Here is a 23,021-nt window from a genome sequence, read left to right as displayed (position 1 = left end):
GTCGTCGGCGAAGGAGAGCGTGTGACCACCCCCGTACCTCCCCGCGAGCGCCCCGACCAGCCCTGGCGCTCCGAAGGGGCGCCCCCGCCGCAGCGGCGCAGGATGCCCGGCGGCTGGCGCCGGCTGCTGCTCACCGCCCTGATCGTCTACCTCATCGCCAATCTGGTCCTCTCCTTCTTCAACGGCGACGACGAACCGACCGTCTCCTACACCGAGTTCACCAAGCAGGTGAGCGCGGGCAACGTCTCCAAGATCTACTCCAAGGGGGACGCCATCCAGGGCGAGCTGAAGAAGAAGGCGAAGGTCCCCGGAGAGGACACCGAGTACACCAAGTTCACCACCCAGCGGCCGGCCTTCGCCGACGACGACCTCTGGGACGAACTGGTCGAGGACGACGTCACGGTCACCGCCGAGCCGGTCGTCCAGCAACGGAGCTTCCTCGCCAACCTCCTGATCTCGCTGGCGCCGATGCTGCTCCTCATCCTGCTCTGGGTGCTCGTCGCCCGGCGGATGTCGCGCGGGGCGGGCGGCGCGATGGGCGGCTTCGGACGGAAGGCGCCGCCCAGACCGGTCGCGCTGGAGAGCGGCACCCGCACCACCTTCGCCGACGTCGCGGGCATCGACGAGGTGGAGGGCGAGCTCGCCGACGTCGTCGACTTCCTGAAGAACCCGGACGCCTACCGGAAGATGGGCGCCCGCATGCCGGGCGGGGTCCTGCTCGCCGGGCCGCCCGGCACCGGCAAGACGCTGCTGGCGCGCGCGGTCGCGGGTGAGGCCGGGGTGCCGTTCTTCTCCGCCTCCGCCTCCGAGTTCATCGAGATGATCGTGGGCGTCGGCGCGGGGCGGGTGCGCGAACTCTTCGCGGAGGCACGCAAGGTCGCCCCCGCCATCGTCTTCATCGACGAGATCGACACCATCGGCCGGGTCCGGGGCGCCGGCGCCGGCATGGGCGGCCACGACGAGCGCGAGCAGACGCTCAACCAGATCCTCACCGAGATGGACGGCTTCTCCGGCTCGGAGGGCGTGGTCGTCCTGGCCGCGACCAACCGGGCCGACGTCCTCGACCCCGCTCTCACCCGGCCCGGCAGGTTCGACCGCATCGTGCAGGTGAGCCCGCCGGACCGGGGCGGCCGCGAGGCCATCCTGAAGATTCACACCCGGCGCATCCCGCTCGCCGACGACGTGGACCTCTCCCGGGTGGCCCGCTCCACCCCGGGCATGACCGGAGCCGAACTCGCCAACCTCGCCAACGAGGCGGCGCTGCTCGCCGTCAAGCGCAAGGGGTCCGAGGTGGAGCAGACGGACCTCTCCCGGGCCCTGGAGAAGGTCCAGCTGGGCGCCGAACGACCGCTGGTCATGCCGGAGGAGGAGCGCCGCAGGACCGCCTACCACGAGAGCGGCCACGCCCTGCTCGGGATGGTCCAGCCGGGCGCCGACCCGGTGCGCAAGGTCACCATCGTGCCGCGCGGCCGCGCCCTGGGCGTGACACTCTCCACCCCCGACGCCGACAAGTACGCCTACACCGAGGAGTACCTGCGCGGACGGATCATCGGCGCGCTCGGCGGCATGGCCGCCGAACACGTGGTCTACGACGTGATCACCACGGGCGCCGAAAGCGATCTGGAGCAGGTCACCAGCCTGGCGCGCGGCATGGTCGGGCGGTGGGGGATGAGTCAGCGGGTGGGCCGTCTCACGGCCATCCCGGCCGACGCCCAGCAGGCGTACGGCCTGTCGGCGGCGCCCGGCACGCTCGACGCGATCGACGAGGAGATGCGGCGCATCGTCGACGAGTGCTACGAGGACGCCTGCCGGCTGCTGCGGGAGAACCGCGACCGCCTCGACTCGCTCGCCGAGGCGCTGCTCGCCGAGGAGACGCTGGAGGAGGCCGAGGCGTACCGCGCGGCGGGCATCACCCGGCTGGAGAAGCCGCCTTCCGTGTGAGGGACGCGGGCGGACGGCGGCGTGCGGGGCACGGGCGGTCGCCCGTGCCCCGCACACCGCCCGCCGTGACGGGCCGGCTTCAGCAGAGGCAGACCAGGTAGCGGAAGACGTTCGGCATCCAGACCGTGCCGTCGGACCGCCGGTGCGGACGGAGCGCCTCCGCGATCTCCCCGGCGACCTGGTCGCGGTCGGTGGCCCGCACCGCCGCGTCGAAGAGCCCCGTCGAGAGCAGCCCGCGGACCGCGCTCTCCAGGTCGGCGTAGCCGAACGGGCAGGACACCCGGCCGGAGCCGTCCGGCCGGAGCCCCGCCCGTGCGGCGACCTCCTCCAGGTCGTCCCGCCTGGCCGGGCGCCGGGCGCCGCCGGACGGATCGGCGAGCCGCTCCGCCACCTCCAGCACCGCCGCCGTGGCACACCGTTCGGGCGGTCCCCAGCCGGTCAGCACCACGGCCGCGCCCCGGGCCGCCAGCGGCACGGCGGACCGCAGCTCGGGGGTCAGCGCCTCGGAGTCGCCGGCCGTGCCGCCGATCGGGTCGAACGCGGTGAGCAGCGTGTACGGCGCTCCGTCCGCCGGCGCCGCCGACGGGTCACCGTCGACCAGCCGGGGCGGTACGCCGGGGCCGGCGGCGTACGGCCCCGCCCGTCCGGCGGGACCGTCCGCCCCCGGGGGCAGCAGCCGCTCCCGGGCCAGGGCGAGCCGGTCGGGGTCGGTCTCCACCCCGGTGACCCGCGCTCCGCGGGCCGCCGCGATCAGCAGGGCGAGCCCGGAACCGCAGCCGAGGGAGAGCATGCGGGTGCCGGTGCCCACGTCGAGTCGTTCGTACACCGCTTCGTACAGCGGTGACAGCATCCGCTCCTGGATCTCTGCCCAGTCGCGGGCACGGGTACCGGTGTCCACCGGAGCGGGGGTGTCCGCGTACCTGTGGTGCCGGACGAGCGTTGGTGTCATGGATGTACCCCAATCGCCAAGAGGTTCGGTCATGCCCGAATGGGCGCCCCCGCGTGTGGGCGTCCGCATCCCCGTATGCCAGGGAACTGCGCATGTGTCGCCGCGTCCAGAGGGCGCAGGGTCATTCATCGCGCGCCCCGGTTGTGCGCCCCTCCGGGGCGCGGGATGCGCCGCACCGCCGACTCTCGCCGTGGGGAAGGCGGTACCGACTTCTCGTCGCGGACCCGCCGGTCCGCGAGGTGGTGCCACGGGGAACGGTGACCCGCCGGGGAGCGGCGGACGCCCGGTGCACGGGCCTTCCGTTCCTCCCGTCAGTCTTACCCGACACGCGGAGCACAGCACGTCGAGCACCCCGCGTCCGCGTACGACGTGGTCACGGGGCGGGGCGCGGGGCCGGACCGAGGGCCCGTGCGCGTGCCCCGGTCGGGCGCGGAGACTCGCGGAGGCGGGGTGCGGGGCCGGTAGGCCGTCCGGGGGACAGGACCGGTAGCCTCGCCGTGTACCGGTCCGGCCCGGGGACGCTGCGTCGGCGAGGGCCCGCTCCGGCCTCCGCGGGCCCCGCCGGACGGGATGCGCCTCGGGTGCGCGGGTGCGGCCCGGATCCCGCCACCCGACGAGAGTGTCTACGCGTTATTACGTACGGCCTTGGTGGGAGCTGTGAGGCTTCTCCGCAGATCGGCGTACCCGCCCGTGTACACGGGGCATCGCCGCCAACCGGCTGGTACGTGCAAATTATTTGGGATGCCCCGGAATAGGAACACCGAGGGCCCCCGGCTCGTTGTCACGACGTGAGCACGACACCACCTGTACTTGCCGCAGAGCTGGCACAGGCGTGGGCCGACATTCAGCGGTACCACTCCGAGCTGCCCGATCTCGCCGCACCCGAGTCCCTGATCGGAGAGTCCTCGTCCGCCTGTGGCGCCGAGCTCTCCTTCGAGCGACTGCTCCACGAGGCAGTCCACGGCATCGCCGCCGCCCGAGGTGTCCGCGACACCTCCCGCGCCGGCCGTTACCACAACCGACGATTCCTCGCGATCGCCGAGGAGCTGGGCCTCGACCACACCGAGGAGCCCCACCCCAGCAGCGGCTTCTCGCTGGTCACCCTCAACCCGGAGGCCAAGAGGCGGTACCGCCCCACGGCCGAACGCCTCCAGCGCGCGCTGAAGGCGCACACCGTGGCGACGGCGGCCGACACCAAGCGGTCCTTCCGGGGCCCGGCGGCCCGGCACGGCTCGTCCGGCGGCGGCGTCCGCGTCAAGGCCGTCTGCGACTGCGGACGCAACGTCCGGGTCGTCCCCTCCGTCCTCGCGCAGGCGCCGATCGTCTGCGGTGGATGCGGCAAGCCGTTCCGTATTCCGGAAGCCACCGTCGCGGTGGGGTGAGCCGATGGTGTGTGGCACAATGGACAGCTGCACTCGACAGTCGCACAGGAACCCTCTCGCCTCCGACTGACGCGTCCATCGGGCACCTCGAGTGCCACAACCCCACGTGGCATTTTGTTGTGCCCAACCACGTCAAGACCAGGAGACACCACTTCCGTGGCAGTCAAGATCAAGCTGAAGCGTCTGGGCAAGATCCGTTCGCCTCACTACCGCATCGTCGTCGCCGACTCCCGTACCCGCCGTGACGGCCGGGCCATCGAGGAGATCGGCCTGTACCACCCGGTGCAGAACCCGTCCCGCATCGAGGTCAACGCGGAGCGCGCGCAGTACTGGCTGTCCGTCGGCGCCCAGCCGACCGAGCCCGTCCTCGCGATCCTCAAGCTGACCGGTGACTGGCAGGCCCACAAGGGCCTCCCGGCCCCCGCGCCGCTGCTGCAGCCGGAGCCCAAGGCTGACAAGCGCGCCCTGTTCGAGGCTCTGACCTCCGACGGCGACGAGGCCAAGGGTGAGGCCATCACCCCCAAGGCCAAGAAGTCCGAGAAGAAGGCTGACGAGGCGGCCGACGCCGCCGAGTCGACCGAGGCCTGAGCATGCTCGAGGAGGCTCTCGAGCACCTCGTGAAAGGCATCGTCGAGAACCCCGACGATGTGCAGGTCGCCTCGCGCGACCTGCGTCGCGGCCGCGTGCTGGAGGTCCGGGTACACCCCGACGACCTCGGCAAGGTGATCGGCCGCAACGGCCGCACCGCGCGTGCTCTGCGCACCGTCGTGGGCGCCATCGGCGGCCGTGGCATCCGCGTCGACCTCGTCGACGTGGACCAGGTGCGCTGAAAGAGTGGACCACCGGCCAGGGCCGGGGAGGGCTTCGCGGCCGTCCCCGGCCCTTGTCGTCGCTCCGGCCCCCTCGGGAGCGTCCGGGGCCGTCCCCCGTACCCCGGCGCTGTCCGACCGGCTCCCGCCGGAACGTCCGCGCCCGCCCCATCAAACGGAGAAGCAGCGTGCAGTTGGTAGTTGCGCGGATCGGCCGCGCCCACGGCATCAAGGGCGAAGTCACCGTCGAGGTCCGCACGGACGAGCCCGAGCTGAGGCTCGGCCCCGGCGCCGTGCTCGCCACCGACCCGGCGGCCACGGGACCCCTCACGATCGAGACCGGCCGGGTGCACAGCGGCCGGCTGCTGCTCCGCTTCGCGGGCGTGCACGACCGGACCGCCGCCGAGGCGCTCCGCAACACCCTCCTCATCGCCGACGTGGACCCGGACGAACTCCCCGAGGACCCGGAGGAGTTCTACGACCACCAACTGATGGACCTCGACGTGGTGCTCGCCGACGGTACGGAGATCGGCCGGATCACCGAGATCACCCACCTGCCCTCGCAGGACCTCTTCATCGTGGAGCGCCCGGACGGCAGCGAGGTGATGATCCCCTTCGTCGAGGAGATCGTCGGCGAGATCGACCTGGAGGAGCAGCGGGTCGTCATCACCCCGCCGCCGGGGCTGATCGACGAGAGCGAGGCGGTCGTCGCCTCCGCGCGCGACGGCGCATCGGACGAGGAGTCCGAAGAGGCGCCCGCCGGTACCGCGGACGCGTCCGCCGGGGACGACGGCGACGCCGCGACCGGTGCGGGGAGCAAGGCGTGATGCGTCTCGACGTCGTCACCATCTTCCCCGAGTACCTCGAACCGCTGAACGTCTCGCTCGTCGGCAAGGCCCGCACCCGCGGCAGTCTGGACGTGGTCGTGCACGACCTGCGGGAGTGGACGCACGACCGGCACAACACGGTGGACGACACCCCGTACGGCGGTGGCCCGGGCATGGTCATGAAGACCGAGCCCTGGGGCGACGCCCTCGACCAGGTGCTCGCCGACGGTTACGAGGCCGGCGCGCACAGCCCCGTCATGGTCGTGCCCACGCCCAGCGGACGCCCCTTCACCCAGGAGCTGGCGGTCGAACTCTCGGAGCGGCCGTGGCTGGTCTTCACGCCGGCGCGCTACGAGGGGATCGACCGCCGTGTGACGGAGGAGTACGCCACCCGCATGCCGGTCGTCGAGGTCTCCATCGGCGACTACGTCCTGGCCGGCGGAGAGGCCGCCGTGCTGGTCGTCACCGAGGCGGTGGCCCGTCTGCTGCCCGGCGTCCTCGGCAACGCCGAGTCGCACCGCGACGACTCCTTCGCCCCCGGAGCCATGGCCAACCTGCTGGAGGGCCCGGTCTACACCAAGCCGCCCGAGTGGCGCGGCCGGGCCATCCCCGACGTCCTCCTCAGCGGCCACCACGGGAAGATCGCGCGGTGGCGCCGGGACCAGGCGTTCGCCCGCACCGCGCTGAACAGGCCCGATCTGATCGAACGCTGCGCCGCGAGCGACTTCGACAAGAAGGACCGCGAGATCCTCTCGATCCTCGGCTGGGCACCGGAGCCCGGTGGCCGATTTTGGCGCAGGCCGTCCTCCGTGGAAGAATGAGCAGCTGCTGTGCGTCCGACGTGCGCCCCTGCCACAGGGGGAATGACGTCCGCCCGACGTGATCAGCTCTTCGATCTTCCAGACGATCTCCCGTCGATGACCTGTGGCATCGGCGAAGAAAGCAGAAACCATGGCTTCCCTGCTCGATGGCGTCAACGCCGCCTCCCTGCGTTCGGACCTCCCGGCGTTCCGCGCCGGTGACACCGTCAACGTCCACGTGCGCGTGATCGAGGGCAACCGCTCCCGTATCCAGCAGTTCAAGGGCATCGTCATCCGCCGCCAGGGCGCGGGCGTCAGCGAGACCTTCACGGTCCGCAAGGTCTCCTTCAGCGTCGGCGTCGAGCGCACCTTCCCGGTGCACAGCCCGATCTTCGAGAAGATCGAGCTCGTCACCCGCGGTGACGTCCGTCGCGCCAAGCTGTACTTCCTCCGTGAGCTGCGCGGCAAGGCCGCGAAGATCAAGGAGAAGCGCGACCGCTGAGCTGACACCGACGTCCATAGCGCGGCCGGATAGGCTTCGGCCGCGATGGACACGGAAGAACAGCACACGAAGCGCGATCGCCCCGGCGGACCTGCGAAAGGTCCCCGGGCGCGGTCGCGCTTCCCGCGTTCGGGGGCAGCGGCTTCCGGCTCTCGTCCGGACTCCGGCCCCGGCTCCGACGCCCCCCTCGCCACCGGCGGCCGGGAGCGGGCCGGGCGCAGGCCGTGGCTCCGCCGCGCGATGCTCCTCTGCATCGCCCTGCCGGTCGCCGTGCTCCTCCTCAGCGCCTTCGTCGTGCAGCCCTTCCTCATCCCGAGCGGTTCGATGGAGCCCACGCTGCGGGTCGGCGACCGGGTGCTCGTGAACAAGCTGGCGTACCGATTCGGTTCCGTCCCGGAAAGGGGTGACGTGGTGGTCTTCGACGGCACCGGCTCCTTCGTGCCCGAGACGGCGGGGGAGAACCCCGTCGCCGGGCTGCTGCGCGGCGCCGCGTCGGTCCTCGGACTGGCGGACCCCCCGGACACCGACTTCGTCAAGCGCGTCGTCGGAGTGGGCGGCGACCACGTGGTCTGCTGCGACCGGGACGGCCGGCTGGAGGTCGACGGGAGCCCTCTCGACGAGGAGTACCTGCACGCGGGGGACGCACCGTCCCGGGTGCCGTTCGACATCGTCGTCCCCCAAGGCACCCTCTGGATGATGGGCGACCACCGGGACCGCTCCAGCGACTCGCGCAGCCATCTCGGTGAGCCCGGCGGTGGCATGGTGCCGGTGGACCGGGTGATCGGACGGGTGGACCGGATCGGCTGGCCCTGGGGGCGGGCGGGAGCGCCGGCCGGACCCGGCGGCGCGTTCGACGGTGTGCCGGAGCCGGGCGGCTCCCATGGGTAGCCGCGGCCGGGAGAGCCGTTCCGCCCCCCGGGAGGAGCCGGGGCACGACGCCGGGTCGAGCGCCGGACCCGGCTCCGTACGGGGCGCCGGGGGTGAGGAGGCCCGTACGCTCCCGACCCGGGTCGAGCGCCGCAGGCTGGCACGGCGGGTCGCCCGGCGGCGCCGCAGGTCCCGGGTGATCGAGGTCCCCCTCCTGCTGGTCTTCGCCCTGCTCATCGCGTTGTTCCTCAAGACCTTCCTCGTCCAGGCCTTCGTGATCCCCTCCGGCTCGATGGAGCAGACCATCAAGATCGGCGACCGGGTCCTGGTGGACAAGCTGACGCCCTGGTTCCACGCCGATCCGGAGCGGGGCGACGTGGTCGTCTTCAAGGACCCCGGGAACTGGCTCGGGGAGGAGGGGAGCACGACCACTGCCACCGGCTCCCCGCCGGTCGGGATCAAGCAGGCGAAGGAACTGCTCACCTTCATCGGGCTGCTGCCCTCCGCCGATGAGCAGGACCTGATCAAGCGTGTGGTCGCGGTCGGCGGCGACACCGTCAAGTGCTGCGGGAAGGACGGCCGGCTCACGGTCAACGGTGTGGCCGTCGACGAGCCCTACCTGAATCCTGGCGACGTGCCATCGGCCATCCAATTCGAGGTAAAGGTTCCGCGGGGCCGGATCTTCGTCATGGGCGACCACCGGTCCAATTCCGCCGACTCCCGCTTCCACATGGGCAACGGCTTTCAGGGCACCGTGCCCCTCACGGACGTCGTGGGGCGTGCCGTGGTCACCGCCTGGCCGGTCGGAAGCTGGACCTCGCTGGGGCAGCGGGACGCGTTCTCCGGCGTACCGGACGCGTCGGCCGGCACGTCGGCCGCGCCCGCTCTCTCGCATAGTGTGTCCCACCAGGATCCCTACGGAATGATCCCGCTCCCGACCCCTGCGGAACTCCCGCTCGTTATGGGAGTAATGGGCCTGCGTCGCATCCGGCGCGGGCGGTGGCACGGATTGAGGAGTGGATGTGGGGGATTTGGCGGTCGGCGCACGATCCGGACACGACGAACCCGAGGACCGGCCCGGACGGAGCGGGGACCCCTCGGAGACGGCGGCGGACCGGACGGGGGATGACGACGCCCCCGACGGCGCCGCCGAGGGCCCCAAGCAACGTTCTTTCTGGAAGGAGCTCCCGCTCCTCATCGGGATCGCACTCGTCCTGGCCCTGCTGATCAAGACCTTCCTGGTCCAGGCGTTCTCGATCCCCTCGGACTCCATGCAGGACACGCTCCAGCGCGGTGACCGGGTGCTCGTGGACAAGCTCACCCCGTGGTTCGGCTCCGAACCGGAACGCGGCGAGGTGGTCGTCTTCCACGACCCGGGCGGCTGGCTGGAGGGGACGACCACCCCCGAGCCGAACGTGGCGCAGAAGTTCCTCAGCTTCATCGGGCTCATGCCCTCCGCCGAGGAGAAGGACCTGATCAAGCGGGTCATCGCGGTGGGCGGTGACACGGTCGAGTGCAAGCAGAACGGCCCGGTGACGGTCAACGGGAAGGCGCTCGACGAGAAGTCGTTCATCTACCCCGGCAACACCGCCTGCGACGACAAGCCGTTCGGTCCGATCAAGGTCCCCGACGGCCGGATCTGGGTCATGGGCGACCACCGCCAGGACTCCCTGGACTCCCGTTACCACCAGAACCTCCCCGGCCAGGGCACCGTCTCCGTCGACGACGTCGTCGGCCGTGCCGTGCTGGTGGCCTGGCCCGTCAACCGCTGGGCGACGCTGCCCGTGCCGGGCACCTTCGACCAGTCCGGCCTGAACGCGGCCGCGGCGACCGCGCCGGCCGCCCTCGGTGTGGCGGGGGCGCTGCCCCTGGTCTTCTGGCGCCGCAGGAAGCTGACCCGGGGGCGTACCGACGGGTAGTGTGCCGACTCGGATCAGCGATTGTCGATCTCCGATGGGGGACGCTGGGATGAGTGGATCAGGACGTACGGAAGACGGCCGCGGCCGGCTCGGCACTGTGTTGTCGGGCCTGGCCGTGGCCGTCGGCTGTGTGCTCTTCCTCGGCGGTTTCGCCTGGGCGGCGCTGGTGTACCGCCCGTACACCGTGCCGACCGGGTCGATGGCCCCGACCGTGGAGACCGGGGCCAAGGTGCTCGCCGAGCGGATATCGGGGGACGAGGTGCGACGCGGTGACGTCGTGGTCTTCACCGACAAGGCGTGGAGCAACGTGCCGATGGTCAAGCGGGTCGTCGGGATCGGGGGCGACACGGTGGCCTGCTGCGACGCGGAGGGCCGGCTCGGCGTCAACGGCGAGCCGATCGAGGAACCGTATCTGCGCACGGCGTCCGAGGGGGCCGGGGATTCCGGGCGCTCGGGGGACTCCGAGGGCTCGACCGGCTCCGGAGAGGGGGAGGCCCCCGGTGCCTCCTCGACGGAGTTCAGCGCGAAGGTCCCCGACGGGGAGCTCTTCCTCCTCGGTGACGACCGTGCGATCTCGCTCGACTCCCGCGTCCATCTGACGGACCAGGGCCAGGGCTCGGTGCGGCGCGACGCGGTCGTGGCGCGCGTGGACGCGGTGGCCTGGCCGTCGGCCGGCCTGCTCGACCCGCCGGAGGGGTTCGCCGCCCTGCCCGGCGGCATCTCGTCCCGGGGGCCGCTGATGCTCCAACTGGCCGCCCTGGTGGTGGGTGTGGTCCTGATCCTGGGCGGCTGCGCCTACGGGCCGGTGGCCGCCTGGACACGGCGGCGCGGGAAGCCCGCGAAGGCGGCGACGGGTGTCCGGTGAGACCGTGATCCGTTCGGTCGCGCGGGTGGTCCTCCTCGACCCGCAGGACCGGATCCTGCTGATGCACGGATTCGAGCCCCAGGACCCCGCCAAGAGCTGGTGGTTCACGCCCGGGGGCGGGCTGGAGGGCGACGAGAGCCGCGAAGACGCCGTCCGCCGCGAGCTCGCCGAGGAGACGGGCATCACCGGCGTCGCGCTCGGTCCGGTGCTCTGGAAGCGCCGGTGCTCGTTCCCCTTCGACGGCCGCCGCTGGGAACAGGACGAGTGGTACTTTCTCGCGCGGACCGAACGGACCGCCACCGACCTGCGAGGTCTGACCGAACTGGAACGCCGCAGTGTCGCGGGTCTCAGGTGGTGGACTTCCGCCGAACTGCGTGCGACCCGTGAGACGGTGTATCCGACCAAGCTCGCCGAACTGCTGCGCAGGCTGTTCGACGAGGGTCCTCCGGCTGTTCCGCAGATTCTCGCCCCCGAAATCGCCTGAACGTCCGGAGGCGTCACCGGCTGCAGCACAATGGGGGAACGCACGGCTGAAGGGGACGCATGCCATGAGCGCCGAGGACCTCGAAAAGTACGAGACCGAGATGGAGCTGAAGCTCTACCGGGAGTACCGCGACGTCGTCGGTCTGTTCAAATTCGTGATCGAGACCGAACGTCGCTTCTACCTCACCAACGACTACGAGATGCAGGTGCACTCGGTCCAGGGAGAGGTGTTCTTCGAAGTGTCCATGGCGGACGCCTGGGTGTGGGACATGTACCGGCCGGCGAGGTTCGTCAAGCAGGTGCGTGTGCTGACCTTCAAGGACGTGAACATCGAAGAGCTCAACAAGAGCGATCTCGAACTTCCGGGCGGCTGAGGGCCCGTAACCCGCCGGAGGCGGGCCCACGCCTGCGGGGGTGGTGGGCTGCGCTGTGCGGGGTGGTTCGGGCGGGGGCGTCGGCGCGGCAGGCGCATCGGGAGACCTGCGGGGGGCCGCGGACCGGGCGCGTGAGACCTGCGGGAGGCCGCGGCACGGGCCTCGCGAGGATCGCGGCAGAGACGACGGCCGGGCGGAGAAGCTCCCCGAGCAGCGGAAGCCGGTGTGTCCCCGGGCCGCGGCGGACGGGTCCCGGCCCCGAGCCCCCGGCCCCCGGCCCGCGCGTGGCGGGCCACGGGTCAGGTCCCGGCCCACCGCCCATCCGGCCCACCGCTGCCCCTCCGGCCCTCGTCAAGCCGGACGACCCGGTCATCCTCAGGGGTGGCCGGGTTTTCCCCATGCGGGAGGTTGTCCACCAAGATCCACACGGATGCGCCGCCCGGCGCAGAGTCGGTGCCGGAGGTGGTGCCGGATGAAGAACGCACGGGGTGCACTCGGGCGGTACGGCGAGGAGTTGGCGGCGCGGCTGCTGACCGACGCCGGGATGGCCGTGGTGGAGCGCAACTGGCGCTGCCGGGCCGGAGAGATCGACATCGTCGCGCGCGACGGCGACGCCCTCGTCGTCTGCGAGGTGAAGACCCGCAGATCAGTGGTGTACCAGCACCCGATGGCGGCCATCACGCCGACCAAGGCGGAACGGCTGCGGCGGCTGGCGGAATTGTGGCTGGACGCGCACGGGGGGCCGCCGCAGGGCGGCGTCCGCATCGACCTCGTCGGGGTGATCGTGCCCCGGCGGGGCGGTCCCGTCACGGAGCACGCACGGGGGGTGGCCTGAGATGGGCTTCGCACGAGCCTGTTCCGTGGCCCTGGTCGGGGTGGAAGGCGTGGTGGTGGAGGTCCAGGCGGACCTGGAGCCGGGGGTGGCGACGTTCGCCCTGGTCGGGCTGCCGGACAAGAGCCTGGTCGAGAGCAGGGACCGGGTCAGGGCCGCTGTGGTCAACTCCGGTGCCCAGTGGCCGCAGAAGAAGCTCACGGTCGGCCTCTCGCCGGCCTCCGTACCGAAATCGGGTTCGGGGTTCGACCTCGCGGTGGCGTGCGCCGTGCTCGGTGCAGCCGAGCGGATCGATCCGGCGGCGATCGCCGACGTCGTCATGATCGGGGAGCTGGGCCTGGACGGACGGGTGCGCCCGGTGCGCGGGGTGCTGCCCGCCGTCCTGGCCGCCGCCGAGGCGGGATACCACCACGTCGTGGTCCCCGAGCAGACCGCCGGAGAGGCCGCGCTCGTCCCGGGCGTCTCGGTCCTGGGCGTGCGGAGCCTGCGTCAACTGATCGCGATCCTCGGCGACGAACCCGTTCCCGACGAGCCGGCGGGCCACGAGAGCCGCCCCGACACCCTGCTCGCCGGACTGATGGTGCCCGGCTCCGGCTTCGGCGCGGGGTTCGCCCCCGTCGGCGGGGGCGAAGGGGCCTACCGCAAGGACATGAGCGACGTCGCCGGGCAGGCCAGAGCGCGCCGGGCCCTGGAGATCGCGGCGGCAGGCGGCCACCATCTGCTGCTCTCCGGGCCCCCCGGCGCAGGCAAGACGATGATGGCCGAGCGGCTGCCGGGCATCCTCCCGCCGCTGACCCGGCGGGAAGCCCTGGAGGTGACGGCGGTGCACTCGGTCGCGGGGGTGCTCCCGCCGGGCGAACCGCTGGTGAGTACCGCTCCGTACTGCGCCCCGCACCATTCGGCCACCATGCAGTCGCTCATCGGCGGCGGCAACGGACTGCCGAAACCCGGTGCCGTCTCCCTGGCCCACCGCGGCGTCCTCTTCCTCGACGAGGCGCCCGAGTTCTCGGCCAGGGCCCTGGACGCCCTGCGCCAGCCCTTGGAGTCCGGCCATGTGGTGGTGGCCCGGGCGGCGGGGGTGGTCAGACTGCCCGCGCGCTTCCTGATGGCTCTAGCGGCCAACCCCTGCCCCTGCGGTCGGCACACCCTCGGCGGGGCCGGCTGCGACTGCCCGCCTTCGCTGATCCGCCGCTACCAGGCCCGGCTCTCCGGCCCGTTGCTGGACCGGGTGGATCTCCGGGTCGAGGTGGAGCCCGTCACCAGGGCCGACTTGGTGGAAGGCGGCGGCAGGGGCGAGTCGACGGCTGCGGTGGCGGCCCGGGTGGCGGAGGCCCGTGCCCGCGCGGCCGGGCGTCTGACCGGCACGCCCTGGACCACCAACAGCGAGGTTCCGGGCCATGAGCTTCGCACCCGGCTGCTCGCGGCCCCCGGCGCGCTGGGGGCCGCCGAGCGGGACATGGAGCGGGGCGCTCTGACCGCGCGAGGGCTCGACCGGGTGCTGCGGGTGGCCTGGACCGTCGCGGACCTGCGGGGAGCGGATTGCCCGGACGCATCGGACGTGGCCGTCGCGCTGGAGTTGCGGACCGGTGTGCAGCGCGGGGTGCCCATGGAAGCGAGGGCCCTGTGACCGGGGGGCCGCGGGGGACGCGGCCTCAGGACGGTGAGGAGTTGCCCGACCGCGAGGAGTTGCCCGACCGCGAGGAGTGGCAGGAATCCGCGGGAGCGGTGGGGGACCGGGAGGAGCGACGGGAACGGGCCGGAGCGGTGCGGGACCGGGAGGAAGGGGAGGCGGTGCGGGATCGGGACGAGCGGCGGGAGAGAGGGGAGGCGGTGCGGGAGTCCGGGGACCCGGGTGCCCCCGGGAGCCGTCCGCCGGAGGAGGAGCGGCTGGCACGGGTGGCGCTCACCAGGATCGTCGAACCCGGCGACGAGCGGGCGGGCCGGTGGCTGCGCGAACACGGGCCCGCCGAGGTGCTGCGGCGTCTGACCGCGTACGACGGCGCTCCCGAGACTCTGCCGGGGATGACGGCGGCACGGCTCGCCGGGTACCGGATGAGGGCCGCCGCGGCGGACCCCGCGGTCGACCTGGAAGCCGTGGCCCGGGCCGGAGGGCGGTTCGTCGCCCCGGGCGACCCGGAGTGGCCCGGGCAGTTGGACGACCTCGGCGACGCCCGCCCGGTGGGGCTCTGGATCCGGGGCGCCCCGGACCTTCGGCTCTGGGCGCTGCGGTCGGTCGCCGTGGTCGGGGCGCGCGCATGTACCCCGTACGGCGCCCACATGGCGGCGACGCTGGGCGCGGGACTCGCGGAGCGGGGCTGGGTGGTGGTCTCCGGCGCCGCCTTCGGAGTGGACGGCGCGGCGCACCGGGGAGCGCTGGCCGCCGGAGGCGCGACGGTCGCGGTGCTGGCGTGCGGGGTGGACGTCCCCTACCCGCGCGGGCACGCCGAGCTGATCGGCCGGATCGCCCAGGAGGGTCTCCTGGTCGGGGAGCTGCCGCCCGGCACCCACCCGACGCGCAGCAGATTCGTCCTCCGCAACAGGGTGATCGCCGCGCTGACCAGGGGCACGGTCGTCGTGGAGGCCGAGTACCGCAGCGGTTCCCTCGCGACCGCCCGCGGCGCCCAGCGGCTCGGCCGCCACACCATGGGCGTACCCGGCCCCGCGACCAGTGGACTGTCGGCAGGCGTCCACGAACTGCTGCGCGGGGAAGGCGTGCTGGTCACCGACGCCTCCGAAGTGGCGGAACTCGTCGGGGAGATCGGCGACCTCGCCCCGGTCCGCCGCGGACCCGTCCTGCCCAGGGACCTGCTCGCTCCGGTCGCCGCCGCGGTCCTGGACGCGCTGCCCCGCCAAGGCACCGCGGGGGTCCGCGACGTCGCCCGGTCCGCGGGTACTTCGGCCGACGAGGCGCTCGCCCGCCTGTACGAACTGCACTCACTGGGGTTCGTCGAACGGGAGGGCGACACCTGGCGGCCGGCCTCCGGCCCGAGACCCAACGACGACACCCGGCGAGGCGGTACTTGACCTGGAGCATTCGGGTGAAAAGGTAAGCGGGGTGACCTCGGGAGTTCGTCCGGCGCCACTCCCGGGGCCGGTGCGCACGCCGTCGGCCCCGGTCGTACGGTGCGCCCGGCGACGGGAGCGCGCACGGTACCGGTGCGCTCCTCCCGGCCCCGTCCGACGCGCACCGCGACGTCTCAGTCACGCTACGCTCACAGGACTCCGCTCCCCACAAGTCCCCCGCACTTCACGGCAGAACGGCTCAAGGCACCACATGCCCCAGCACACCTCCGGGTCTGACCGCGCGGCAGTACCACCCGCTGCGCGTGGCACTGTGCGGCCCTCCGCCCCCTCCTCGCTCGAAGAGCTGTGGCGCTCGTACAAGTCCACGGGGGACGAGCGGCTGCGGGAGCAGCTGATCCTGCACTACTCACCGCTCGTCAAGTACGTGGCGGGCCGGGTCAGCGTGGGGCTCCCGTCCAACGTCGAGCAGGCGGACTTCGTCTCCTCGGGCGTCTTCGGGCTGATCGACGCCATCGAGAAGTTCGACATCGAGCGGGCCATCAAGTTCGAGACGTACGCGATCACGCGCATCCGGGGCGCGATGATCGACGAACTCCGGGCGCTGGACTGGATCCCGCGATCCGTACGCCAGAAGGCGCGGAACGTCGAGCGTGCCTACACCACGCTCGAAGCGCAGTTGCGGCGTACCCCGTCGGAGTCCGAGGTGGCCGCCGAGATGGGGATCGCCCTGGAGGAACTGCATGCTGTTTTCAGCCAGTTGTCCCTGGCGAACGTGGTGGCCCTGGAGGAGCTGCTGCACGTCGGCGGCGAGGGCGGCAACCGGCTCAGCCTGATGGACACGCTGGAGGACACGGCTGCCGACGACCCCGTGGAGGTCGCCGAAGGCCGCGAACTCAGGCGGCTGCTCGCCCGTGCCATCAACACCCTCCCGGAGCGGGAGAAGACCGTGGTCACCCTCTACTACTACGAAGGGCTGACGCTCGCCGAGATCGGCAACGTCCTCGGCGTCACGGAGAGCCGGGTCAGCCAGATCCACACCAAGTCCGTCCTCCAGCTGCGCGCGAAACTGGCCGACTCCGGCCGCTGAGCGGTCCTCCCCCCACCGGGCGCCGAGGTCGAGCACCTCGCCGGCGCTCCCTCCGCCGTACAGTGGAGCCGTGCCCAGGATTCGAGCGGCCTCCGTGGCCGAGCACCGGACCATGCAGCGCGGAGCCCTCCTGGACGCCGCGCGCTCCCTGCTGTCGGAGGGCGGGACGGAGGCGTTGACCTTCCCCGCGCTGGCCGAACGCACGGGTCTCGCCCGGTCGTCGGTGTACGAGTACTTCCGGTCCCGCGCAGCCGTGGTCGAGGAACTCTGCGCCGTCGACTTCCCCGTGTGGGCCGCCGAGGTCGAGAACGCCATGGCCCGCGCCGGTACGCCCGAGGAGAAGATCGAGGCGTACGTCCGCAAGCAGCTCGAACTGGTCGGGGACCGACGCCACCGGGCCGTGGTCGCCATCTCCGCCGGCGAACTCGACGCGGGGGCCCGCGAGAAGATCAGGGCGGCGCACGGCGGTCTCATCACCATGATCGTCGAGGCGCTGGGCGATCTCGGGCACACCCAGCCGAGGCTCGCCGCGATGCTGCTCCAGGGCTCCGTCGACGCGGCGGTGCGGCGGATCGAGCTCGTCGTGGCCGAGGAGCCGGGTGTCATCGCCGAGACCGCCGTCGGCATGATCCTGCGCGGCGTACGCGGCTGAGCCCACCGTCCCCACGTGCGGCGGCGAGGACCGTAGGACCCGGGACCGGCTGTTCCGCTTCTCCGGGCAGGTCCTCCGGCGGATCCGCCGGGAGATCCCCGAACGGATCCACCGGCAGAGCTGCGGGCAGGTCCTCGGGCAGGGGGACGCCCGACACCGGCAGCAGCCGTGACGGTCCGCGCTTCAACAGAGCGGGCGGCAGCAGCGAGAGCGGATCGACGTAGGTGTCGCCGCGCCGCACCCCCCAGTGCAGGCACCCGGCCGCGCAGTGCGAAGGGCCCGCCTCCACCGCCGCGACCGGCGCGCCGGCCACGACCTCGTCCCCGACGCGCACCTGGGAGCGCACGGGTCCGTACGTCGTACGCAACGGCGGCTCGCCGCTCCGAGCCAGCTCCACCACGAGAACCCCGTGCCCTGCCACCGGTCCCGCGAAGGTGACGCGCCCGGTGGCCACCGCGCGAACCGGCGTCCCCGGCTGCGCGGCCAGGTCGACGCCCCGGTGGCCGGGGGCGTACGGGCCGGCCGGTGGTTCCCAGCCCCGTACGACCGTCGGCCGCCCGGCGAGGGGCCAGCTCCACGCCGGGCGGCGTCCCGCGGGACCGCGTACGGCAGGACCGCCCCCGTGTCCTGCCGCCGGACCCTGCGGAGTCTCCGCCGGGACTTCCGCGGAGCCTCTCGGAGGATCCGCCGAAGCCGTACCCGGGGCCCCCTGCGAAGCGCGGGCCGGAGCCGGGGCGCCGAGGCTCAGGAGCGCGAGGACGAGGAGGAGTGCGGGGCCGGCCCGAGCCGCCCCCCGCACCGGTGGCCGGCCCGTGGTCGTGCGTGTCCGCTGCATGCCGGAACCCTCCCCCGGAAACCGCCGGCCGGGGGGACGGCGGGGCTCGCCTGGGGAGTACTCGCGGGTTGTGGAGAACGCCGTCACCCGGCACTCGAAGGGTCCCGTACACTTCTTGTGGCGACCCGGGTGACCGGGTCGACTTCGCACGCCCCGCCACCTCCCTCTCAGCGGACGGTGGCCGCGCTTCTCGGTCCTCCGTGGCACGGCGCGTGGGGCGTCAGGCGCGACAGCAATCCTGCGGTCGCGGAACCGAGTACCTCAAGGAGTACGGCCATGGCCGTCGTCACGATGCGGGAGCTGCTGGAAAGCGGCGTCCACTTCGGTCACCAGACCCGTCGCTGGAACCCGAAGATGAAGCGCTTCATCTTCACCGAGCGCAACGGCATCTACATCATCGACCTGCTCCAGTCGCTGTCGTACATCGACCGCGCCTACGAGTTCGTCAAGGAGACCGTCGCGCACGGCGGCTCCATCATGTTCGTGGGTACCAAGAAGCAGGCCCAGGAGGCCATCGCCGAGCAGGCGACGCGCGTCGGCATGCCGTACGTCAACCAGCGTTGGCTCGGTGGCATGCTCACCAACTTCTCCACCGTCTACAAGCGCCTTCAGCGTCTGAAGGAGCTCGAGCTCATCGACTTCGAGGACGTGGCCGCCTCCGGCCTCACCAAGAAGGAGCTCCTGGTCCTCTCGCGCGAGAAGGCCAAGCTGGAGAAGACCCTCGGTGGTATCCGCGAGATGCAGAAGGTGCCCAGCGCCGTCTGGATCGTCGACACCAAGAAGGAGCACATCGCCGTCGGTGAGGCGCGCAAGCTCCACATCCCGGTCGTCGCGATCCTCGACACCAACTGCGACCCCGACGAGGTCGACTACAAGATTCCGGGCAACGACGACGCGATCCGCTCCGTCACCCTGCTCACCCGCGTGATCGCCGACGCCGTCGCCGAGGGCCTCATCGCCCGTTCCGGTGCCGCCACCGGTGACTCGAAGCCGGGCGAGAAGGCTGCCGGCGAGCCCCTCGCCGAGTGGGAGCGCGACCTGCTCGAGGGCGACAAGAAGGACGACGCCGAGGTCCAGGCCTCCGCCGAGACCGAGAAGGCCGCGGACGCCGAGCCGGCCGAGGCCGCTGCCGAGACCGCCGAGGTCGAGGCTGCCGCCGAGTCCGCCGAGGCCAAGCCCGCCGCTGAGTCCTCCGAGGTCGAGGCTGCCGCCGAGACCGAGCAGCAGGCCTGACACCTCCGTCACGGCTGACTGACGGCGGGGGCCGGTGCCATGCGCACCGCCCCCGCCGTTCACCCGTAGATCTTTCAGACTTCGAGAGAGAACCCAGACTCATGGCGAACTACACCGCCGCTGACGTCAAGAAGCTCCGCGAGCTCACCGGCGCCGGCATGATGGACTGCAAGAAGGCGCTCGACGAGGCCGACGGCAGCGTCGACAAGGCCGTCGAGGCCCTCCGTATCAAGGGACAGAAGGGCGTCGCCAAGCGCGAGGGCCGTTCCGCCGAGAACGGTGCGGTCGTCTCGCTCATCTCCGACGACCAGACCTCCGGCGTTCTGCTCGAGCTGAAGTGCGAGACCGACTTCGTCGCCAAGAGCGAGAAGTTCCAGGCCGTCGCCAACACGCTCGCCGCGCACGTCGCCGCGTCCTCCCCGGCCGACCTGGAGGCGCTGCTCGCCTCCGAGATCGAGCCCGGCAAGACCGTCCAGGCGTTCGTGGACGAGGCCAACGCCAACCTCGGCGAGAAGATCGTCCTGGACCGCTTCGCGCAGTTCAGCGGCGGTTACGTGGCCGCGTACATGCACCGCACCATGCCCGACCTCCCGCCGCAGGTCGGCGTGCTCGTCGAGCTGGACAAGCCGGACGCCCAGGTCGCCAAGGACGTCGCGCAGCACATCGCCGCGTTCGCGCCCAAGTACCTGAGCCGCGACGAGGTCCCGGCCGAGACGGTCGAGAACGAGCGTCGTGTCGCCGAGGCCACCTCGCGCGAGGAGGGCAAGCCCGAGGCCGCCCTCCCGAAGATCGTCGAAGGTCGCGTCAACGGCTTCTTCAAGGACGTCGTCGTCGTCGAGCAGTCCTTCGCCAAGGACGCCAAGAAGTCGGTTCAGAAGGTTCTCGACGAGGCCGGTGTCTCCCTGAAGCGCTTCACGCGCATCAAGGTCGGCATCTGAGTCCCGTCCGCGAATGACGGTGGACCCGGATAGGGTCTGATGCAGTCGTCGGCCGCACACCTGCCGAGTGACCGCAGATCTGACGAGGAGGCCATTGCCGCTGAGGGACATGAGACCCACCGGCAATGGCCTTCTTCGTATGTGCACGAGGAGAATTTCCATGGACAAGGGCGCGGACGCCAAACAGGCTGACCACAAGCGCGACGAGAAGGTGCCCGGACGCTTCATGCTGAAGCTGTCCGGCGAAGCGTTCGCCGGAGGCGGCGGACTCGGCGTCGACCCGGACGTCGTGCACGCCATCGCGCGCGAGATCGCCGCAGTGGTGCGCGACGGCGCGGAGATCGCCGTCGTCATCGGCGGCGGCAACTTCTTCCGCGGCGCCGAGCTCCAGCAGCGCGGCATGGACCGGGCCCGGTCCGACTACATGGGCATGCTCGGCACCGTGATGAACTGCCTCGCCCTCCAGGACTTCCTGGAGAAGGAGGGCATCGACTCGCGCGTGCAGACCGCCATCACCATGGGTCAGGTCGCCGAGCCGTACATTCCCCTCCGTGCCGTGCGGCACCTGGAGAAGGGGCGCGTCGTGATCTTCGGCGCCGGCATGGGGATGCCGTACTTCTCCACCGACACCACCGCCGCCCAGCGGGCCCTGGAGATCGACGCCGAGGCGCTCCTGATGGGCAAGAACGGGGTGGACGGGGTCTACGACTCCGACCCGAAGACCAACCCCGCTGCGGTGAAGTTCGACGCGCTGGAGTACAGCGAGGTGCTCGCCCGCGATCTGAAGGTCGCCGACGCCACCGCGATCACGCTCTGCCGCGACAACCGGCTCCCGATCCTGGTCTTCGAACTGACCACCGCCGGCAATATCGCGCGCGCCGTCAACGGTGAGAAGATCGGCACGCTCGTGAGTGACGAGAGCACCCGGGCCTGACGGCCCACGGATGGACAACGGCCTGCCGGTCGGACACCGTGCAGGTGAGGACGCGACGCAGGACCCGCAGGGCCGGGCGATGACGATGCCGGGCCCACTCAAGACACGCAGGAGCACGTGGTGATCGAAGAAATCCTCCTCGAGGCCGAGGAGAAGATGGAGAAGGCCGTTGTCGTGGCGAAAGAGGACTTCGCCGCGATCCGGACCGGCCGCGCGCACCCGGCGATGTTCAACAAGATCGTCGCCGACTACTACGGCGCGCTGACCCCGATCAACCAGCTGGCCTCGTTCTCGGTTCCCGAGCCGCGGATGGCCGTGGTGACGCCGTTCGACAAGACCGCGCTGCGCAACGTCGAGCAGGCGATCCGCGACTCCGACCTGGGCGTCAACCCGAGCAACGACGGCAATATCATCCGAGTGGTCTTCCCGGAACTCACCCAGGACCGCCGCAAGGAGTACATCAAGGTCGCCAAGACCAAGGCCGAGGACTCCAAGATCTCGATCCGCTCCATCCGCCGCAAGGCCAAGGAGGCGCTCGACAAGCTCGTCAAGGACAAGGAGTCCGGCGAGGACGAGGTGCGCCGCGCGGAGAAGGAGCTCGACGACACCACCGCGAAGTACGTCACGCAGGTGGACGAGCTGCTCAAGCACAAGGAAGCCGAGCTGCTCGAAGTCTGATGAACGACTCCTCCTGGGGCGCCCCGCAGGGAGCCGGCTACTGGGGCACGTCCGAGATCCCGGCCGCTCCGGCGGGTCCCGCCCACGATGCGCACGGCGCCCAGCAGACTCGGCCCATGCCCATCGTGCCGGACACTCCCGACGCAGGTAGAGACGACGCAGACGACCACGACGGCCGGGACGGGGGCGCCACCCACATCAGTGGCCCCCTGTTCCGCGACGAGGTGCAGCAGGCGCCCGTGCCCGCGCCGCCCCCCGCTCCGCAGAAGAAGCGGGCGGGGCGTGACCTGCGGGCCGCCATAGGGGTCGGCGTGGGCCTCGGCGCGGTCGTCATCGCCTCGCTGTTCGTCGTGAAGGCCGTCTTCGTCGGCGTGGTCGCCCTCGCCGTCGTGGTCGGCCTCTGGGAGCTCACCTCCCGGCTGGACGAGCGGAAGTCGATCAAGGCGCCGCTCGTCCCGCTCGCGGTGGGCGGCGTCGCCATGGTCGTCGCCGGGTACGCCCGGGGGGCCGAAGGCGCCTGGATCGCGATGGCGCTCACCTCGCTGGCCGTGCTGGTGTGGCGGATGACGACCAAGCCGGAGGGGTACCTCCGGGACGTCACAGCGGGTGTCTTCGCCGCGTTCTACGTACCCTTCCTGGCGACGTTCGTCGCGCTGATGCTGGCCGCGGACGACGGTCCGTGGCGGGTACTGACGTTCCTGTTGCTGACGGTGGTCAGCGACACCGGGGCGTACGCGGTCGGCTGGCGGTTCGGCAAGCACAAGCTCGCCCCGCGCATCAGCCCCGGCAAGACCCGTGAGGGACTCTTCGGGGCCATCGCCTTCGCGATGGTCGGCGGTGCGCTGTGCGTGCAGTTCCTGATCGAGGACGGCGCCTGGTGGCAGGGGCTGCTGCTCGGGCTGGCGGTCGCCGCGAGCGCCACCCTCGGCGACCTGGGCGAGTCCATGATCAAGCGGGATCTCGGCATCAAGGACATGGGCACGCTGCTGCCCGGTCACGGCGGGATCATGGACCGGCTGGACTCGCTGCTGCCGACCGCTCCGGTGGTCTGGCTGCTGCTGGTGCTGTTCGTCGGCAGCGGCTGAGACTC

At 71.7% G+C, this 23,021-nt stretch carries 24 protein-coding genes and 1 pseudogene; 23 read left to right on the top strand and 2 right to left on the bottom strand.

Annotation, left to right across the window (positions count from 1 at the left end; genetic code table 11):
- Window positions 1-21: 21 nt before the first annotated feature.
- Complete coding sequence (gene ftsH, locus PZB77_RS07855) at window positions 22-1,941, top strand: ATP-dependent zinc metalloprotease FtsH (protein ID WP_275491847.1); 1,920 nt, start codon at window positions 22-24, stop codon at window positions 1,939-1,941.
- A gap of 79 nt (window positions 1,942-2,020) precedes the next feature.
- Here the strand turns inward: ftsH and PZB77_RS07850 are convergent, their stop codons facing one another.
- Window positions 2,021-2,890 (bottom strand): methyltransferase domain-containing protein, encoded by an 870-nt coding sequence (locus tag PZB77_RS07850; RefSeq protein ID WP_275491846.1) that lies wholly within the window; start codon window positions 2,888-2,890, stop codon window positions 2,021-2,023.
- 788 nt (window positions 2,891-3,678) lie between these two features.
- On the opposite strand from PZB77_RS07850, the gene PZB77_RS07845 reads away from it, so the two are divergent.
- The 17 genes from PZB77_RS07845 (at window position 3,679) to PZB77_RS07765 (ending at window position 17,313) form a co-directional block, all read left to right on the top strand.
- Window positions 3,679-4,272, top strand: a complete 594-nt coding sequence (locus PZB77_RS07845) for a hypothetical protein (protein ID WP_275491845.1) — start codon at window positions 3,679-3,681, stop codon at window positions 4,270-4,272.
- A 156-nt stretch (window positions 4,273-4,428) separates the two neighbouring features.
- Window positions 4,429-4,860: a 30S ribosomal protein S16 gene (rpsP, locus tag PZB77_RS07840; RefSeq protein WP_266709635.1), complete on the top strand. Its 432-nt coding sequence runs from the start codon at window positions 4,429-4,431 to the stop codon at window positions 4,858-4,860.
- Between the two features lie 2 nt (window positions 4,861-4,862).
- Window positions 4,863-5,102 (top strand): RNA-binding protein, encoded by a 240-nt coding sequence (locus PZB77_RS07835; protein ID WP_275491844.1) that lies wholly within the window; start codon window positions 4,863-4,865, stop codon window positions 5,100-5,102.
- 167 nt (window positions 5,103-5,269) lie between these two features.
- Window positions 5,270-5,908, top strand: a complete 639-nt coding sequence (rimM, locus tag PZB77_RS07830) for a ribosome maturation factor RimM (RefSeq protein ID WP_275491843.1) — start codon at window positions 5,270-5,272, stop codon at window positions 5,906-5,908.
- Entirely contained in the window at window positions 5,908-6,729 is an 822-nt protein-coding gene (trmD, locus tag PZB77_RS07825) for a tRNA (guanosine(37)-N1)-methyltransferase TrmD (protein ID WP_275495958.1), read from the top strand. Before rimM ends, trmD begins: the two co-directional genes overlap by 1 nt.
- 130 nt (window positions 6,730-6,859) lie before the next feature.
- Window positions 6,860-7,210: a 50S ribosomal protein L19 gene (gene rplS, locus PZB77_RS07820; RefSeq protein ID WP_266709644.1), complete on the top strand. Its 351-nt coding sequence runs from the start codon at window positions 6,860-6,862 to the stop codon at window positions 7,208-7,210.
- A 45-nt stretch (window positions 7,211-7,255) separates the two neighbouring features.
- Window positions 7,256-8,098, top strand: coding sequence for a signal peptidase I (gene lepB, locus PZB77_RS07815; protein ID WP_275491842.1), 843 nt, complete (start codon window positions 7,256-7,258; stop codon window positions 8,096-8,098).
- Complete coding sequence (lepB, locus tag PZB77_RS07810; protein ID WP_275491841.1) at window positions 8,091-9,206, top strand: signal peptidase I; 1,116 nt, start codon at window positions 8,091-8,093, stop codon at window positions 9,204-9,206. Before lepB (PZB77_RS07815) ends, lepB (PZB77_RS07810) begins: the two co-directional genes overlap by 8 nt.
- Window positions 9,109-9,996, top strand: coding sequence for a signal peptidase I (gene lepB, locus PZB77_RS07805; RefSeq protein ID WP_275495957.1), 888 nt, complete (start codon window positions 9,109-9,111; stop codon window positions 9,994-9,996). The genes lepB (PZB77_RS07810) and lepB (PZB77_RS07805) overlap by 98 nt, the downstream gene beginning before the upstream one ends.
- 49 nt (window positions 9,997-10,045) lie before the next feature.
- Window positions 10,046-10,861 (top strand): signal peptidase I, encoded by an 816-nt coding sequence (gene lepB / locus PZB77_RS07800; protein ID WP_275491840.1) that lies wholly within the window; start codon window positions 10,046-10,048, stop codon window positions 10,859-10,861.
- Complete coding sequence (locus PZB77_RS07795; RefSeq protein WP_275491839.1) at window positions 10,851-11,345, top strand: NUDIX hydrolase; 495 nt, start codon at window positions 10,851-10,853, stop codon at window positions 11,343-11,345. Before lepB (PZB77_RS07800) ends, PZB77_RS07795 begins: the two co-directional genes overlap by 11 nt.
- 64 nt (window positions 11,346-11,409) lie before the next feature.
- Window positions 11,410-11,718 (top strand): DUF2469 domain-containing protein, encoded by a 309-nt coding sequence (locus PZB77_RS07790; protein WP_043444228.1) that lies wholly within the window; start codon window positions 11,410-11,412, stop codon window positions 11,716-11,718.
- 472 nt (window positions 11,719-12,190) lie between these two features.
- On the top strand, window positions 12,191-12,553 hold the full coding sequence (locus PZB77_RS07785; protein WP_275491838.1) for a YraN family protein: 363 nt from the start codon (window positions 12,191-12,193) through the stop codon (window positions 12,551-12,553).
- Between the two features lies 1 nt (window position 12,554).
- The gene (locus tag PZB77_RS07780; protein WP_275491837.1) at window positions 12,555-14,177 is read left to right on the top strand and encodes a YifB family Mg chelatase-like AAA ATPase; all 1,623 of its coding nucleotides are present in this window, start codon (window positions 12,555-12,557) and stop codon (window positions 14,175-14,177) included.
- 203 nt (window positions 14,178-14,380) lie between these two features.
- Window positions 14,381-15,574 carry a DNA-processing protein DprA gene (dprA, locus tag PZB77_RS07775; RefSeq protein ID WP_275495956.1) on the top strand — a complete coding sequence of 398 codons (1,194 nt, stop codon included), beginning with the start codon at window positions 14,381-14,383 and terminating at the stop codon, window positions 15,572-15,574.
- 250 nt (window positions 15,575-15,824) lie between these two features.
- Window positions 15,825-16,661: an RNA polymerase sigma factor WhiG gene (gene whiG, locus PZB77_RS07770; RefSeq protein WP_275491836.1), complete on the top strand. Its 837-nt coding sequence runs from the start codon at window positions 15,825-15,827 to the stop codon at window positions 16,659-16,661.
- Between the two features lie 94 nt (window positions 16,662-16,755).
- Window positions 16,756-17,313, top strand: coding sequence for a TetR/AcrR family transcriptional regulator (locus PZB77_RS07765; protein ID WP_275495955.1), 558 nt, complete (start codon window positions 16,756-16,758; stop codon window positions 17,311-17,313).
- A 142-nt stretch (window positions 17,314-17,455) separates the two neighbouring features.
- Here PZB77_RS07765 and PZB77_RS07760 read toward each other — a convergent pair.
- Window positions 17,456-18,148: pseudogene (locus tag PZB77_RS07760) on the bottom strand (peptidoglycan DD-metalloendopeptidase family protein); the annotation flags it as partial.
- Window positions 18,149-18,424: 276 nt separating this feature from the next.
- Between PZB77_RS07760 and rpsB the strand changes: the two are divergent.
- From rpsB to PZB77_RS07735, 5 genes are all read left to right on the top strand, one after another.
- Entirely contained in the window at window positions 18,425-19,381 is a 957-nt protein-coding gene (rpsB, locus tag PZB77_RS07755) for a 30S ribosomal protein S2 (RefSeq protein WP_275491835.1), read from the top strand.
- A gap of 101 nt (window positions 19,382-19,482) precedes the next feature.
- The gene (tsf, locus tag PZB77_RS07750) at window positions 19,483-20,319 is read left to right on the top strand and encodes a translation elongation factor Ts (RefSeq protein ID WP_275491834.1); all 837 of its coding nucleotides are present in this window, start codon (window positions 19,483-19,485) and stop codon (window positions 20,317-20,319) included.
- Window positions 20,320-20,479: 160 nt separating this feature from the next.
- A complete protein-coding gene (gene pyrH / locus PZB77_RS07745) occupies window positions 20,480-21,253 on the top strand; it encodes a UMP kinase (RefSeq protein ID WP_275491833.1) in 774 nt (257 codons plus the stop codon).
- Between the two features lie 120 nt (window positions 21,254-21,373).
- Window positions 21,374-21,931 (top strand): ribosome recycling factor, encoded by a 558-nt coding sequence (gene frr, locus PZB77_RS07740; protein WP_275495954.1) that lies wholly within the window; start codon window positions 21,374-21,376, stop codon window positions 21,929-21,931.
- The gene (locus PZB77_RS07735; RefSeq protein ID WP_275491832.1) at window positions 21,931-23,016 is read left to right on the top strand and encodes a phosphatidate cytidylyltransferase; all 1,086 of its coding nucleotides are present in this window, start codon (window positions 21,931-21,933) and stop codon (window positions 23,014-23,016) included. Before frr ends, PZB77_RS07735 begins: the two co-directional genes overlap by 1 nt.
- Window positions 23,017-23,021 lie beyond the last annotated feature (5 nt).

Origin of the sequence: Streptomyces sp. AM 2-1-1, assembly GCF_029167645.1 — a bacterium.
Classification (GTDB): Bacteria; Actinomycetota; Actinomycetes; order Streptomycetales; family Streptomycetaceae; genus Streptomyces.
The sequence above is the reverse complement of the archived record's forward strand: the minus strand, read 5'-3'. Positions and strand labels throughout refer to the sequence as shown.